The 14260-nt window shown below is 71.9% G+C and carries 14 protein-coding genes; 8 read left to right on the plus strand and 6 right to left on the minus strand.

The window, feature by feature from the left end; genetic code table 11:
* Nucleotides 1–211: 211 nt before the first annotated feature.
* Nucleotides 212–913, minus strand: coding sequence for an IclR family transcriptional regulator (locus ACIQMJ_RS14390; RefSeq protein WP_053723084.1), 702 nt, complete (start codon nucleotides 911–913; stop codon nucleotides 212–214).
* Nucleotides 914–984: 71 nt separating this feature from the next.
* Here ACIQMJ_RS14390 and leuC point away from each other — a divergent pair, with 71 nt between their 5' ends.
* The 3 genes from leuC (at nucleotide 985) to ACIQMJ_RS14405 (ending at nucleotide 3905) form a co-directional block, all read left to right on the plus strand.
* On the plus strand, nucleotides 985–2388 hold the full coding sequence (gene leuC, locus ACIQMJ_RS14395) for a 3-isopropylmalate dehydratase large subunit (RefSeq protein WP_499761429.1): 1404 nt from the start codon (nucleotides 985–987) through the stop codon (nucleotides 2386–2388).
* A gap of 15 nt (nucleotides 2389–2403) precedes the next feature.
* Nucleotides 2404–3006 (plus strand): 3-isopropylmalate dehydratase small subunit, encoded by a 603-nt coding sequence (gene leuD, locus ACIQMJ_RS14400; RefSeq protein WP_499761430.1) that lies wholly within the window; start codon nucleotides 2404–2406, stop codon nucleotides 3004–3006.
* Nucleotides 3007–3215: 209 nt separating this feature from the next.
* Nucleotides 3216–3905 carry an HU family DNA-binding protein gene (locus ACIQMJ_RS14405; RefSeq protein WP_499761431.1) on the plus strand — a complete coding sequence of 230 codons (690 nt, stop codon included), beginning with the start codon at nucleotides 3216–3218 and terminating at the stop codon, nucleotides 3903–3905.
* Nucleotides 3906–4157: 252 nt separating this feature from the next.
* Here the strand turns inward: ACIQMJ_RS14405 and ACIQMJ_RS14410 are convergent, their stop codons facing one another.
* From ACIQMJ_RS14410 to ACIQMJ_RS14420, 3 genes are all read right to left on the minus strand, one after another.
* Nucleotides 4158–5069 (minus strand): NUDIX hydrolase, encoded by a 912-nt coding sequence (locus ACIQMJ_RS14410; protein ID WP_499761826.1) that lies wholly within the window; start codon nucleotides 5067–5069, stop codon nucleotides 4158–4160.
* A gap of 7 nt (nucleotides 5070–5076) precedes the next feature.
* A complete protein-coding gene (locus ACIQMJ_RS14415) occupies nucleotides 5077–7341 on the minus strand; it encodes an RNA degradosome polyphosphate kinase (RefSeq protein WP_499761432.1) in 2265 nt (754 codons plus the stop codon).
* Nucleotides 7342–7409: 68 nt separating this feature from the next.
* Nucleotides 7410–7616 (minus strand): hypothetical protein, encoded by a 207-nt coding sequence (locus ACIQMJ_RS14420; RefSeq protein WP_499761433.1) that lies wholly within the window; start codon nucleotides 7614–7616, stop codon nucleotides 7410–7412.
* Nucleotides 7617–7703: 87 nt separating this feature from the next.
* On the opposite strand from ACIQMJ_RS14420, the gene ACIQMJ_RS14425 reads away from it, so the two are divergent.
* On the plus strand, nucleotides 7704–9290 hold the full coding sequence (locus ACIQMJ_RS14425; RefSeq protein ID WP_499761434.1) for an LVIVD repeat-containing protein: 1587 nt from the start codon (nucleotides 7704–7706) through the stop codon (nucleotides 9288–9290).
* Between the two features lie 173 nt (nucleotides 9291–9463).
* Here the strand turns inward: ACIQMJ_RS14425 and cofC are convergent, their stop codons facing one another.
* Nucleotides 9464–10072: a 2-phospho-L-lactate guanylyltransferase gene (cofC, locus tag ACIQMJ_RS14430; RefSeq protein ID WP_499761435.1), complete on the minus strand. Its 609-nt coding sequence runs from the start codon at nucleotides 10070–10072 to the stop codon at nucleotides 9464–9466.
* Nucleotides 10073–10154: 82 nt separating this feature from the next.
* Between cofC and ACIQMJ_RS14435 the strand changes: the two genes are divergently transcribed.
* The 4 genes from ACIQMJ_RS14435 (at nucleotide 10155) to ACIQMJ_RS14450 (ending at nucleotide 13585) form a co-directional block, all read left to right on the plus strand.
* A complete protein-coding gene (locus tag ACIQMJ_RS14435) occupies nucleotides 10155–10856 on the plus strand; it encodes a lysophospholipid acyltransferase family protein (RefSeq protein WP_499761436.1) in 702 nt (233 codons plus the stop codon).
* A gap of 1 nt (nucleotide 10857) precedes the next feature.
* On the plus strand, nucleotides 10858–11862 hold the full coding sequence (locus ACIQMJ_RS14440) for an NAD(P)H-dependent glycerol-3-phosphate dehydrogenase (protein ID WP_499761437.1): 1005 nt from the start codon (nucleotides 10858–10860) through the stop codon (nucleotides 11860–11862).
* Nucleotides 11859–12917, plus strand: a complete 1059-nt coding sequence (locus ACIQMJ_RS14445) for a cystathionine gamma-lyase (RefSeq protein ID WP_499761438.1) — start codon at nucleotides 11859–11861, stop codon at nucleotides 12915–12917. Before ACIQMJ_RS14440 ends, ACIQMJ_RS14445 begins: the two co-directional genes overlap by 4 nt.
* A gap of 200 nt (nucleotides 12918–13117) precedes the next feature.
* Nucleotides 13118–13585: a cysteine dioxygenase gene (locus ACIQMJ_RS14450; protein WP_499761439.1), complete on the plus strand. Its 468-nt coding sequence runs from the start codon at nucleotides 13118–13120 to the stop codon at nucleotides 13583–13585.
* Here the strand turns inward: ACIQMJ_RS14450 and ACIQMJ_RS14455 are convergent.
* Nucleotides 13569–14216 (minus strand): pyridoxamine 5'-phosphate oxidase family protein, encoded by a 648-nt coding sequence (locus ACIQMJ_RS14455; RefSeq protein ID WP_499761440.1) that lies wholly within the window; start codon nucleotides 14214–14216, stop codon nucleotides 13569–13571. The two genes, ACIQMJ_RS14450 and ACIQMJ_RS14455, sit on opposite strands and share 17 nt — an antisense overlap.
* Nucleotides 14217–14260: the final 44 nt, after the last annotated feature.

Below are 14260 nucleotides of genomic sequence, written 5' to 3' on the forward strand. Positions count from 1 at the left end.
CGCGAAACGGGGATCTTTCGCATTTACTCCCGGGGGTGCGACCCCCGGACCCCGCGCAGGCGGGGCTTCGCCCCCCTGCACCCCCCGACGCGACCGGGCTCCCGTCCCCGACGCCCGCGATGCGGCGGCGGAGAGTGGGAGCCCGGTCAATACAGGGAGATCAGTGCAGGCACTGGTCGGGGTAGGCGCAGGCAGATGTCTGTGCTGTGCGCTAGAGGCGGGATTGGAGGGCTTCGGCGGCGGCGAGGAGGTCGGCGGCCCAGCGAGCGCCAGGGCGGCGGCCCATGCGGTCGATCGGGCCAGAAACGGAGACCGCGGCCACTACCGAACCCGTGCTGTCGCGCACCGGGGCGGAAACGGAAGCTACGCCCGGTTCGCGTTCCGCTACGGATTGCGCCCAGCCGCGCCGGCGCACTTCCAACAATGTGCGCTCGCCGTAAACCGCGTCGGCCAGAACAGAACGTTGAGTTCCCGGATCCGCCCACGCCGCCAATACCTTCGCGCCCGAACCCGCGGTCATCGGCAAACGCGCGCCGATCGGCACGGTGTCGCGCAAACCACTCGGTGGTTCCGCCGAGGACACGCAGATCCGCTGCATCCCGTCCCGCCGGTACAACTGGACGCTCTCGCCCGTGATGTCGCGCAACCTCGGCAACACCGAGGAGGCCGCGTCGAGCAGCGGGTCGGTGGCCCCGCCCGCCAACTCCGCCAGTGCCGCGCCCGGACGCCAGCGGCCGTCGGAACCCCGTCGCAGCAACCGGTGCACCTCGAGCCCGACCGCCAACCGGTGCGCGGTAGCCCTCGGCAAGCCCGTCCGGTTGCACAACTCGGCGAGCCCACACGGATCCTTTGCGACGGCGTTCAAGACAGCCACTGCCTTGTCCAACACGCCGATCCCGCTATGCTGTCCCACAAGCCGATACTAACTTCCCACTGTCTGGGAAGTCCAGATCTATCGACTGTCCAGATCTTGGGAGAGTTGCGATGAGCCGCACGCTCGCGGAGAAGGTGTGGGAAGCACACGTCGTGCGCCACGGCAGTGGCGCGGAGCCGGACCTGCTCTACATCGACCTCCACCTGCTGCACGAAGTGACCAGCCCGCAGGCGTTCGACGGCCTGCGGCTCGCCGGCCGGCAGCTGCGCCGACCGGACCTGACGATCGCCACCGAGGACCACAACGTCCCGACGGTCGACATCGAGCTCCCCATCGCAGACCCGGTCTCGCGGACCCAGGTCGAGACGCTGCGCAAGAACTGCGCGGAGTTCGGCGTGCGGCTGCACCCGATGGGCGACGCCGAGCAGGGCATCGTGCACGTCGTCGGCCCGCAGCTGGGCCTGACCCAGCCGGGCATGACCGTCGTCTGCGGTGACAGCCACACGTCCACGCACGGCGCGTTCGGCGCGCTGGCGTTCGGCATCGGCACGTCCGAGGTCGAGCACGTGATGGCGACCCAGACGCTGCCGCTGCGGCCGTTCAAGACGATGGCCATCACGGTCGACGGCGAGCTCAAGCCCGGCGTCACGGCGAAGGACATCATCCTCGCGGTGATCGCGAAGATCGGCACCGGCGGCGGCCAGGGCTACGTCCTGGAGTACCGGGGCAGCGCGATCGAGGCGCTGTCCATGGAAGCCCGCATGACCGTGTGCAACATGTCGATCGAGGCGGGCGCCCGCGCGGGCATGATCGCGCCGGACCAGGTCACGTTCGACTACATCCAGGGCCGCCCGCACGCCCCGTCCGGCGCGGACTGGGACGCGGCGGTGGAGTACTGGAAGACCCTGCGCACCGACGACGACGCCGAGTTCGACGCCGAGGTCCGCCTCGACGCCGACGAGCTCACCCCGTTCGTCACCTGGGGCACCAACCCCGGCCAGGGCCTGCCGCTGAGCGCGTCCGTGCCCGACCCCGAAGCCATCGTCGACGAGAACGAGCGCGTGGCCGCGGAGAAGGCGCTGACCTACATGGGGCTGGAGCCCGGCACCCCGCTGCGCGACATCCACGTCGACACGGTGTTCCTCGGCTCGTGCACCAACGGCCGCATCGAGGACCTGCGCGCGGCGGCCGACGTGCTGCGCGGCCACAAGGTGGCCGACGGCGTGCGGATGCTCGTCGTGCCCGGGTCCATGCGGGTGCGCGCGCAGGCCGAGTCCGAAGGTCTGCACGAGGTGTTCCTGGCGGCGGGCGCGGAGTGGCGCCAGGCCGGGTGCTCGATGTGCCTGGGCATGAACCCGGACCAGCTCAAGCCGGGCGAGCGCAGCGCGTCGACCTCCAACCGCAACTTCGAGGGCAGGCAGGGCAAGGGTGGCCGCACCCACCTGGTTTCGCCACTCGTGGCCGCCGCCACCGCCGTGCGCGGCACCCTGTCGTCGCCCGCCGACCTGGTCTGAGGGAGTTCTACGAACATGGAAGCGTTCACCACGCACACCGGGGTCGGCGTTCCGCTGCGCAGGTCCAACGTGGACACCGACCAGATCATCCCGGCCGTCTACCTCAAGCGCGTGACCCGCACGGGCTTCGAGGACGGCCTGTTCGCCGCCTGGCGCGGCGACGAGCAGTTCGTGCTCAACCAGGAGCCGTTCCGGGCGGGCAGCGTGCTCGTCGCCGGGCCTGATTTCGGCACCGGGTCGTCCCGCGAGCACGCCGTCTGGGCGCTCATGGATTACGGCTTCCGGGTGGTCATCTCCTCCCGGTTCGCCGACATCTTCCGGGGCAACTCGGGCAAGCAGGGCCTCGTGGCCGCCCAGTGCGAGCAGTCCGATGTCGAATTGCTGTGGAAGCTGCTGGAGAACGAGCCCGGCACCGAGGTCACCGTCGACCTGACCGCGAACACGGTTGTGGCGAAGGACTTCACCGCCCCCTTCACCATCGACGAGTACACCCGCTGGCGGCTGCTGGAGGGATTGGACGACATCGCCCTGACCCTGCGGCACGCCGATGACATCACCGAGTTCGAGCAGCGCAGGCAGGGTTGGTTGCCGACTACCGATCCGCTGCCCTCGAGGTGACGCCGAAGGGGCCGGATTCCCTCCCCAACAGCGGGAATCCGGCCCCTTCGATCCCTCCGCCGGTCGCCCGGGTGTCCCTCGACAGGTCGTAATTGCCCACGCCACAACAAGAAATCTGGCGTGGCGATTGGTATTTCCTTGCATATGGGCTTACCGTGGGCAATCAGTCGGCCCGACTAGGGCCGTGAGCGTCCTGGGAGGGACTGAAGGTGAACAAGGCCCAGCTCATCGAGGCGCTCGCCGAGCGCCTTGGCGACAAGAAGAACGCCGCTGCCGCTGTCGACGGGCTCGTCGACGTCATCGTCCGCAGCGTCCACAAGGGCGAGAAGGTCAACATCACCGGCTTCGGTGTCTTCGAGAAGCGTGCCCGTGCGGCCCGCACCGCTCGCAACCCGCGCACCGGTGAGACCGTGAAGGTCAAGAAGACCAACGTTCCCGCGTTCCGCGCGGGTTCGACGTTCAAGGACGTCATCAGCGGCACGAAGAAGCTGCCGCGCGTCACGGCCGCCAAGCCCGCCGCAGCCGCGGCGGCCAAGCCGGCCGCCGCGACGAAGGCGCCGGCGACCCGCAGCACCACCGCGCGCGCCACCACCGCCCGCGCGACGCGCAGCACCGGCACCGCGACGCGTGCCGCAGCGGCGGCCACCAAGGCGCCGGCGACCCGCCGGACCGCCGCGGCCGCGAAGCCCGCCGCCACCGCCACCAAGGCCGCGCCCGCCAAGAGCGCCGCGACCAAGGCCACCACCGCCGCGAAGTCGACCGCGGCCAAGGCGACCACGGCGGCCAAGCCGGCGGCGGCGGCCAAGAAGGCCACCACGGCGAAGGCGTCGACGGCGAAGGCCACCACGGCCGCCGCCGCGAAGCCTGCGGCGAAGAAGGCCCCGGCCAAGAAGAAGTGAAGCCGGGCCGGGTGATCACCGGCCAGGCACGCAACACACGCTCAGGGCCCGGTGCGGACGCGCACCGGGCCCTGAGCGCTGTCTACCCCCGGACCGCCGCTCCGGCGCCGCACAGGCGCTCTGAGCCTCCGGAACCCCGAAGCGGGAGAGGACCCCTGAGTTCAACGCTCAGGAGCGGTTGGAACCGGGATAACCGGGAACCCGAACCGTGCCCGAACGGACGCCGGACGTGACCCGAGTGGCCGATTCAGGTCACGTGGTGGGCTTCGGCAGGGCGGTGGGGAAGTAGTGCGCCGAGACCAGCCGCGGCCAGGAGGTGTGCGAGTCCGAAGTGGACCACCCCGGCTCCGGCCGGCGGAACGCCAGCAGCCACGCGCTGCCCTTCTTGCACGGCGTGCCGCTCAACGACACGCCGCCCAGGTCGGCGAGGGTGGACACGATGTCCGGGATCACACCGCCCTGGCTGCACACGACGGCCGTGCCCGCGCCGTCCGCGATCTCCAGCAGCCGCACCAACCCGGCCTCGCGGTCCGGCCAGAACCCCTCCTCGGACAGCCGCGGCTCCAGCAGCACGCCCACGCCCAGGTCCTCCGCCACCCCCTGGACGGTCTCCACGCACCGCACGCGCGGCGCGGAGTGCACCCGCGTCGGCCCCCACAGCGGCAGCATCGACCGCAGGCCACCGGCCTGCCGCCACCCCGCCGAGCTCAACGGCCGCAGGTCGTCGTCACCCGGCCAGTTGTCCCGCTTGCCCGCCTTGGCGTGCCGCACGAGCAACACCGTCGCCAGGTCCGCGGGCTCGGCCGCGAACGCCGCCAGCACCGAGCGGTCGGCGTCCGACGTCACCAGCGCGGACGCCTCGGCGACCGGCAGCCACCGCAGCTCGTCCACCTCGTCGTTCGGCGTGAACGCCCCCGACCCGACCCGCGCGCTGAAGTAGTCCACGACCTTCGGCTTGCCGAAAGCCCGGTACGACACCTGGCACAGGTACCGCCCCAGCACGGCCCGGAACCCGGTCTCCTCCAGCACCTCCCGCACCGCCGCCGCGGGCACGGTCTCACCGGCGTCCAACTTGCCCTTCGGCAACGACCAGTCGTCATAACGCGGCCGGTGCACGACCGCCACGGAACCCTCGCGCCACAGCACGGCGCCTGCTGCCCGGATCACCGCCTCACCCCAGCGCGCGGTGGTTGCGCAGCATCTCGGTCTGGTGGTCGCGCACCCTCGTGCCGTCCGCGGGTGACGCCTCCCACTCGCCGTCCGGCTGGAGCACCCAGCACCGCGTGGTCGGCTCCAGCGCCGAGTCCATCATCGCGTCCAGCTGCGCGGTGAGCTTCGGGTCGGTCACCCGGACCTGCACCTCCACCCGCCGGTCCAGGTTGCGGTGCATCATGTCGGCGCTGCCGATCCAGTGCTCGCCGCAGCCGACGAAGTGGAACACCCGCGAGTGCTCCAGGAACCGGCCGAGGATGGACCGGACGTGGATGTTCTCCGACAGGCCCTTGATACCCGGCTTGAGCGCGCAAACACCCCGCACGACGACGTCCACCCGGACGCCCGCCTGCGAAGCCCGGTACAGCGAGTCGATGACCTGCTCGTCCACCAGCGAGTTCACCTTGATGCGCACCCCCGCGGGCGAGCCGGCCCGCGCGTGCTCGATCTCCCGCTCGATGCGCTCCACGATCCCCCGCCGCACGCCGTAGGGCGCGACGAGCAGGCTGCGGTAGTGGTCCTGCCGGGCGTACCCGGTGAGCACGTTGAACAGGTCGGTGAGGTCCGCGCCGATGGTCGGCTCGGCGGTGAGGATGCCGATGTCCTCGTACAGCCGGGCCGTCTTCGGGTTGTAGTTGCCGGTGCCGATGTGGCAGTAGCGCTGGATCCGGGAACCCTCCTGCCGGACGACCAACGCGGTCTTGCAGTGCGTCTTGAGCCCCATCAGGCCGTAGACGACGTGCACGCCCGCCTTCTCCAGCGCACGCGCCCACTTGATGTTCGCCTGCTCGTCGAACCGCGCCTTGATCTCGACCAGCGCCACGACCTGCTTGCCCGCCTCGGCCGCGTCGATCAGCGCGTCGACGATCGGGGAGTCGCCCGAGGTGCGGTACAGGGTCTGCTTGATGGCCAGCACGCGCGGGTCGGCCGCCGCCTGCTCGATGAACCGCTGCACGGACGTGGAGAACGAGTCGTACGGGTGGTGCACGAGCACGTCGCCCTCGCGCAGGGTGGCGAAGATGCTCTTCGGCGTCTCCCGCTCGCCGAACGCCGAGTGCGTCGCCGGGACGAACGGCGCGTCCTTGAGCTGCTTGCGGTCCACGCTGTAGAGCTGCCACAGGCACGACAGGTCCAGCAGGCCGGGCACCTGGACGACGTCGTGCGGGTCGACCTCCAGCTCGCGCAGCAGCCGTTCCAGCATGTGCTCGGTCATGTCGTCGGCGATCTCCAGCCGCACCGGCGGCCCGAACCGGCGGCGCGCCAGCTCCCGCTCCAACGACTTGAGCAGGTCCTCGTCCTGGTCCTCCTCGACCTCCAGGTCGGCGTTGCGGGTGACCCGGAACGCGTGGCACTCGATCACCTGCATGCCCGCGAACAGCTCGCCCAGGTGCGCCGCGATCAGCTCCTCCAAGGGCAGGAACGTCGCCGTCGGGCTGGTCCGGTCGCTCTCCACCCGGACCAGGCGCGGCACGTTGTCCGGCACCTTGATGCGCGCGAAACGCTCCGCGCCGCCTTCCGGGTCGCGGACGGTGACGGCCAGGTTCAGCGACAGGCCGGAGATGTAGGGGAACGGGTGCGCGGCGTCCACGGCCAGTGGCGTGAGCACCGGGAACACCTGGTCGGTGAAGTAGTTCGACAGCCGCAGCTTCTCGAAGTCGGTCAGCTGCGCCCAGTTGACGATGCTGATGCCGTGCTTCTCCAGCTCCGGCTGGATGTGGTCGAGGAACGCCCTGGCGTGCTGCTCGACCAGCTCCTGGGTGCGCTTGGAGATGTTGGACAGCTGCTCGCGCGGGGTGAGGCCGTCCGCGCTGCGCACCGACAGGCCCGTCTCGTCGCGGCGCTTCAGGCCCGCGACGCGCACCATGTAGAACTCGTCGAGGTTCGACGCGAAGATGGCCAGGAACTTCGCCCGCTCCAGCAGCGGCTGGGAGGCGTCCTCGGCCAGCGCGAGCACCCGGGCGTTGAAGTCCAACCAGGACAGCTCCCGGTTGAAGTACCGGTCGTCGGGCAGGTCGGCCTGCGCCTCGGTGGCCGTGACGGCGGGCGGTGAGCCGGGGAACGAGCGCGTCGGCGCCTCGACGTCCTGGAGCGGCGTGGCACGGGTGCTGCCGCGGCGGACGGCCGGGCGCGGTCCGCGTCGGGGGGTGCTCGCCGCCGGCGTGGCCCGCGGCGTCCTCGTCCGTCGCTTGGGCGCGGGCTGCTCGGGAGTGTTGTCCGTGCTCACGATCAGCATTGTTCCCCAATATGGGCGACAGCGCGCTGAGCGGAGCCGACGAGGAAGTGAACTCCGCGTCACACGGGGCGCAGGACGCCTCGCACGTCACCGGCGGCATCACGCACGAGGGCGACCCGCTGGCCGGGGCGCAGCGCGCGCCAACCGCCTTCGGCGACGGCTTCGGCGGTCACGTCGACCAGCACGCCGTCGTCGCGCAGCACGGTCGCTGAGCCGTCCGGGTGATGGGCGCTCACCGTCGCCTGCTCGCGCGGGTGTTCGGTCACGGGGCAAAGCTAGCCGATTGGCGGGTGGTGGGCGGTCGGGTGGCGCTGCGACGCTCCGCATCGGCCCCATCACCGGAAGGAGTCGGCATGAGGGTTGTGGCAGGGGTGTTGACCGCGTTGCTGGTCGGCGGTGTTGTCGCCGCTGGTCAGGGGACGGCGTCCGCTCGGGCGGCGGAGCCGGTCGCGGGGGCGTCGGAGCCGGCGACGGCGTCGGGTGAGGGGTTGCAGGCGGCGGCGGAGAACGTCGAGCTGCGCGCGGCGATCCCGGAGACCGAGGGTGCCGTCTCCATCAACTTCATGCAGTACCGGCACCGGGACGTGATGTTCCTCAGCGGCACGTTCGGGCTGAAGACGTACGACGTGAGCGATGTCGACCGGCCGAAGCTGCTCGACCACCTGACCAAGCAGGAGCTGGCGCTGCCGGGCGACGACCCCGAGCAGCGGTTCTGGGAGAACGAGGACGTCACCGTCGACCCGCACCGCAAGCTGGTGTTCCTGGCGCGGGAGCGCAGCGCGTTCGGCCGCCAGGCGGGCGCGGACCGGCCGACGGGTGTGTACTTCGTGTCCGCGGTCGACCCGGCCCGGCTGGAGCTGCTGAGCTTCGCGCCGATGGGCACGGGGCACATCACGTCGTGCGTCAACGACTGCACGTACCTGTGGACGACCGGCTACGACGGCACGCCGTCCACCGACCCGGACACCTACCGGCGTTCGGGCAAGGTGTTCGTCACCGACATCCGCGACCCGCGCAACCCGAAGACCCTGGGCACGTACGTGGACCTCAACCGCAACCAGGGCGAGACGCACATGACGCACGACGTCCAGGTGGACGCGGCGGGCGTGGCGTGGGTGGCCGGTACCGGCGGCACGCGCGGCTACTACACGCGCGGTTGGCACCGCGACCCGTTGAGCGGGCGGGTGCGCGAGGCCACACCGGTGGACCCGGTCCCGTACGCGGGCGGCGCGGCGCCGAAGCTGGACATGCCGACGTCGTTCTCGCACAACTCGTTCCGACCGGTCGGGCGGACGCTCAAGGACGGGCCCGAACCGACGCGGGAGCACCCGGCGGGCAGCTTGCTGCTGCACACCGAGGAGGCTTTCGGGTCGGCGACGTGCAAGGACCAGGGGCGGTTCGTGATCTCGTCGCTGGAGGGGTCGACGGGCGGCGAGTCGTGGCGGGCGACGCCCGAGCAGCCGTTCCACCTGAAGACGGTGGGTGTCTGGTCGCCGGACGACCAGGAGGGCACGTTGCCCGGACCGGACACGTTCTGCTCGGCGCACTACTTCGACGTGCACGAGCGGATCGTGGCGTACTCCTGGTACGAGCAGGGGACGCGGTTCCTCGACATCAGCGACCCGGCCAACCCGATCCAGGTGGCCTACTGGCGGCCCGAGGGCGCGGTGTCGTTCGCGCCGTACTGGCACCGGGGGCGGGTGTTCGTGGCGGACATCGCCCGCGGGGTGGAAGTGGTGAAGCTCACGGCGCGGGCGTACGAGGCGCAGGCTTCGCACACGAAGGTGACGTTGAAGACGGTGCCGGTGGGTGCCGGTGCGGCGGAGGTTCGGCCGGTGGAGAGCCCGAGGCGGAGGTTGCCGTTGGCGCCGGATCCCGATTACGGGTTCGCCTGTCCGATGTTGGTGGGGCGGTGCGTGCCCGGGCAGCCCTGCTGCTGAGGTGAAGGCCGGAGATCGGAGGGGCCCTCGCCGGACGGGCGGATCAGCAGGATGACCGCTGCGACGCGGTGAGCCCCGTTCCGGCGTCGTGTCATCCCGCCGACTTGGCGCAGCCAGGTCGGCGGGATGACACAGGGCCCTCTTCCGGGAGGGACGGCGTGGGTGTGCGCGGGTCAGAGGCCGACCGGGGTGACGGTGGCGGAGGTGTGGGGGCCCAGGCCCAGGTCGGCGGCCAGGCGGAGGTCTTCGGCGGTGTCCACGTCGTGGCGCAGGGAGGGCCACGGGCCGAGGAGGGGTGTGGCACCGGAGGCGGTGTGGGCGGCGGCGGAGTCCGGGCCGAACGTGGGGGTCAGGTCGCCGCCGGGGGTGGAGAGCAGGAGGGTGGTGCCCGTGCCCTGGCGGTCCGGGCAGAACGAGCGGCCCCGGGCGGCGGACAGGGCGGCGGTCAGGTCCCGGGTCCGGAGAGCGGGCAGGTCGGCTTGGAGGGCTCCCACGACGGAGTCGGGGTCGCGGGAGCGGAGGAGTTCGAAGCCGAACTGGAGTGACTCGTTGAGACCTTCGGGGCCCGGTGCGGACTCGACGTCGAGGGCGCGCAACTCCGCGATGACGGAGGGGTCCGAGGTGATGGCCAGCACACGGCGGACGGCCGGGAGTGCGGCGAGGATCGTGTCCAAAGCGAACGCCAGCGCCAGCGCCGGGCGGTCCAGTCGGGTGCCGACCAGGCGTGACTTGGCCCGTTCCAGCGTCTTGACCGGCACCACCAGGTCCACGTCGGCTCCCACCCCGCCATACTCCCGGATGCCGGCTGGACCTGGCCAGGGGCTCCGGGGAAGACTCCAGGTCCACGACGAAGAGGGAGTGCACGTGGCCAAGGAGAAGGGCGGCTTCTGGGTCGGGCTCGCCGCGGCGGTCTTCTACCCCGTCACCGCGGTGATGGCGCGGCGGCGCGACGAGGGGGGCGAGCGGGTGCCCAGGACCGGTGGGGCGCTCATCGTGATGAACCACGTGTCCCACCTGGACCCCGTCTACGACGCCGTCTTCACGCACAGGCAGGGGCGCGTGCCGCACTTCCTCGCCAAGCACAGCCTGTGGAACGTCCCGTTCGTCGGCACGGTGGTGAGGGGCGCTCGGCAGATCCCCGTCTACCGCGGCACCGCGGACGCCCAGCAGAGCCTGCGCGCGGCGCACGAGGCGCTGGAGAAGGGGCTCGTGGTCGTCATCTACCCGGAGGGCACGATCACCCGCGACCCGGACGGCTGGCCGATGGCCTCGCGCACCGGTGTGGCGCGGCTCGCGCTGGAGCACGACGTGCCGGTGCTGCCGGCGGCGCGCTGGGGCACCCGCGACCTCTACGACCACTACCGCAAGAAGTTCCGGCCGTTCCCGCGCAAGACCGTGGTGACGAAGGTCGGACCGCCGGTCGACCTGAGCGCCTACCGGGGCCGGCCGGAGAACCTGGCGTTGCTGCGCGAGGTGACCGACGTGCTGATGAACGAGGTCAAGGACCTGCTCGCGGACATCCGCCAGGAGCAGGCGCCCGACGGCTTCTACACCAAGAAGGTCTGACGTGGACCGGGTCGCGGTGCTGGGCGCCGGGTCGTGGGGCACCGCTTTCGCCAAGGTGCTCGCCGACTCCGGCACGGACGTGGTGCTGTGGGCGCGGCGCGCCGACGTGGCCGACGCCATCTCGGAGGAACGGGTCAACGCGGACTACCTGCCGGGCGTGGTGCTGCCCGCGAACCTGGCCGCCACGTCGGACGCGGAGAAGGCGTTGGACGGCGCGCAGGCCGTGGTGCTGGCCGTGCCCAGCCAGACGCTGCGGGAGAACCTGGCCGGCTGGCGGCCGTGGCTGCCGTCGGGGGCGACGCTGGTCAGCCTGGCCAAGGGCGTGGAGCTGGGCACGCTGAAGCGGATGAGCGAGGTGGTCCGCGAGGTCGCCGGGGTGCCGGAGGACCAGGTCGCGGTGGTGTCCGGGCCGAACCTGGCCAAGGAGATCGCGGCCGAGCAGCCGACCGCGACGGTCATCGCGTGCACCGACCACGACCGGGCGGTGGAGTTGCAGCACGCCTGCTCGAACCCGTACTTCCGGCCGTACACGAACGTCGACGTGGTGGGCTGCGAGCTGGGCGGTGCGTGCAAGAACGTGATCGCGCTGGCGTGCGGCATGGCGGCGGGACTGGGGTTCGGGGACAACACGATGGCCTCGATCATCACGCGCGGGTTGGCCGAGACGGCGCGGTTGGGCGCGGCGCTGGGCGCGGACCCGTTGACGTTCGCCGGGTTGGCGGGGTTGGGCGACCTGGTGGCCACGTGCGCGTCGCCGCTGTCGCGCAACCGGTCGTTCGGGGAGCGGCTGGGGCGCGGCGACTCGTTGGCGCAGGCGCAGGAGGCCGCGCACGGGCAGGTCGCCGAGGGCGTGAAGTCGTGCTCGTCGATCCGCGAGCTGGCGGCGCGGGTCGGGGTGGACATGCCGATCACCGACGGCGTGCACCAGGTGTGCCACGAGGGGTTGGACCCGCGCGTGCTGACGGCGGCGCTGCTCGGGCGCGAGCGGAAGGCGGAACGGCAGTGACGTGGGGTGACGGCACGCGCGTCGTGCACACGACGGGCGCCGCGCCCGGTGAGCCGTTCCTGGCCGGGCCGGTGTTCGCCTCGGCGTACCACCTGGGCGGCGCGGACACCTACGGGCGGGCGCACAACCCGACGTGGCGGGCGTTGGAGTCGGCGCTGGGCGAGCTGGACGGCGGCACGGCCGTGCTGTTCCCGTCCGGCATGGCGGCGATCTCGACGTTGCTGCGCGTGGTCCTCGCGCCCGGCGACGTGGTGGTGGTGCCCGGTGACGGCTACTACCTGACCCGCACGCTGGTGGCGGAGATGCCGGTCCGGGTGGTCGAGGCGCCGACGGCCGGGCCGTACCCGTCCTTCGAGGGCGTGCGGCTGGTGCTGCTGGAGTCGCCGTCCAACCCGGGTTTGGACGTGTGCGACATCACGGCGTTGGCCGAGGCGGCGCACGCGGCCGGCGCGTTGGTGGCGGTGGACAACACGACCGCGACGCCGCTGGGGCAGCAGCCGCTGGCGCTGGGCGCGGACGTGGTGGTGAGCAGCGACACGAAGGCCGTGGCCGGGCACAGCGACGTGCTGCTGGGGCACGTGTCGACGGCGGACGCGGACCTGGCGGAGCGGGTGCGCGCGGCGCGGACCACGAGCGGGGCGATCCCCGGTCCGTTCGAGGCGTGGTTGGCACACCGCGGGCTGGGGACGCTGGACCTGCGGTTGAGCCGGCAGGCGGCGAACGCGGCGGCGCTGTACGAGGTGCTGAAGGACCACCCGGCGGTGACCGGGCTGCGGTGGCCGGGCGCGCCCGAGGACCCCGCGCACGAGGTCGCGGCGAAGCAGATGCGGCGGTTCGGCGGGGTGCTGACGTTCGTGCTGGCGGACGAGGCCGCGGTGGCGTCGTTCCTGGAGAAGTCCCGGTTGGTGTTCGCGAGCACGAGCTTCGGCGGCCTGCACACCAGCCTGGACCGGCGGGCGCAGTGGGGCGACCCGGTGCCGGAGGGCCTGGTGCGGCTGTCCGCGGGGTGCGAGGACACCGCCGACCTGGTCGAGGACGTGCTCCGGTCACTCTGACGGGTTTCACCGCGTGGGACGGGTTGCGTGGCGGCGAACCGGCTGCCACCCTCGTCACCATGTCTTTTCGCGCCATGACCGACGGGCGGGGTCACATCGACCTCCGCCTGGTCGCCAGCGCGCTCTGTCCTTCCCGGTGATCGTCTCGCGTCCCGCGCGCCCCTGAGGCCCGCACACTCACCGAGTCCCGAGAAGGAACCATGTTCGCCGTTCCGGAGAACACCATCGCCCTGCCCCAGTCGCACGCCGCGCTGCACCCCGTGCGGATCGCGCTCGACACGGCGGCACGGCGCGAGCGCTGGGCCCACCTGCTCCGCTACGACCCCGAGACCCGCTTCGCCGCGCTGGTCGACCGCACGCCGGAGCAGGAGGTGTGGCTGATGAGCTGGTTGCCCGGCCAGCACGCCGACCTGCACGACCACGGCGTCACCAGCGGCGCGTTCACCGTGGTCAGCGGCTCGCTGACCGAGGTCGTGACGCCCGGCCCGACCCAGGTGCTGCACCACCTCGTGGCGGGGCAGTCGCGGGTGTTCGGGCCGGGGTACGTCCACCAGGTGCGCAACGACGGGAGCGACCCCGCCGTCACGATCCACGTGTTCCGCGACGGCGGGCGCACCCTGCGGCCGGTCCGGTACGACCCCCTGTCGGGGGCTACCTCCGCGCGGTGACGTGCGGCGGCACGTCCCAGTCGCCGACCAGCGCCGGGTCCGGCTCGGGCTCGCCCCACACCGTGCGCAGCGGCAGCACGCCCGCCCACCTCGCGTTGGCCTCGACGTCCTCGGGCTCGTCGCCGGGCGGGCCGCTGCGGATCTTCACCGACGCCTCGGCGAGGTCGAGGGAGAGCACGGCGGTGGCGGCGAGCTCCTTCGCCGTCGGCGGCCGGGCGTAGTCCCACGAGCCGGGCGCGAGGTGCTCGGTGAGCACGCGCAGGGCGTGCCGCTTGGCGTCGGGGTCGGTGATCGGGACGGCGGTGCCGTGGATGACGGCGGCGCGGTAGTTCATCGAGTGGTCGAACGCGGAGCGGGCGTAGACGACGCCGTCCACGAGCGTGACGCCGACGCACACGGGCACGCCGGTCGCGGCTTCGCGGAGGCTGCGCGCGCCGGTGGAGCCGTGCAGGTAGAGCGTGTCCCCGTCGCGGCCGTAGCCCGTGGGCAGCACGAGCGGCGCGTCGTCCACGACGACGGCGAGGTGGCAGACGAGGGCGGCGTCGAGGACCGCGTGCAGCGCCTCGCGTTCGGTCACGGCGCGCTTGCGGCCCCGCTTGATGGTGCTGCGGTCCGTCGGTGACAGCGTCATGGGCTGAGCCTGTCCGGTAAAGTGGCCCTCTTCAAGTGCCAATT

Source organism: Actinosynnema sp. NPDC091369 (genome assembly GCF_044757065.1).
Taxonomy (GTDB): Bacteria; Actinomycetota; Actinomycetes; order Mycobacteriales; family Pseudonocardiaceae; genus Actinosynnema.

Coding starts and splice junctions, on each gene's coding strand:
- leuC (WP_499761429.1), top strand. CDS start 985: ATGAGCCGCACGCTCGCGGAGAAGGTGTGGGAAGCACACGTCGTGCGC.
- leuD (WP_499761430.1), top strand. CDS start 2,404: ATGGAAGCGTTCACCACGCACACCGGGGTCGGCGTTCCGCTGCGCAGG.
- ACIQMJ_RS14425 (WP_499761434.1), top strand. CDS start 7,704: ATGAGGGTTGTGGCAGGGGTGTTGACCGCGTTGCTGGTCGGCGGTGTT.
- ACIQMJ_RS14450 (WP_499761439.1), top strand. CDS start 13,118: ATGTTCGCCGTTCCGGAGAACACCATCGCCCTGCCCCAGTCGCACGCC.
- ACIQMJ_RS14455 (WP_499761440.1), bottom strand. CDS start 14,216: ATGACGCTGTCACCGACGGACCGCAGCACCATCAAGCGGGGCCGCAAG.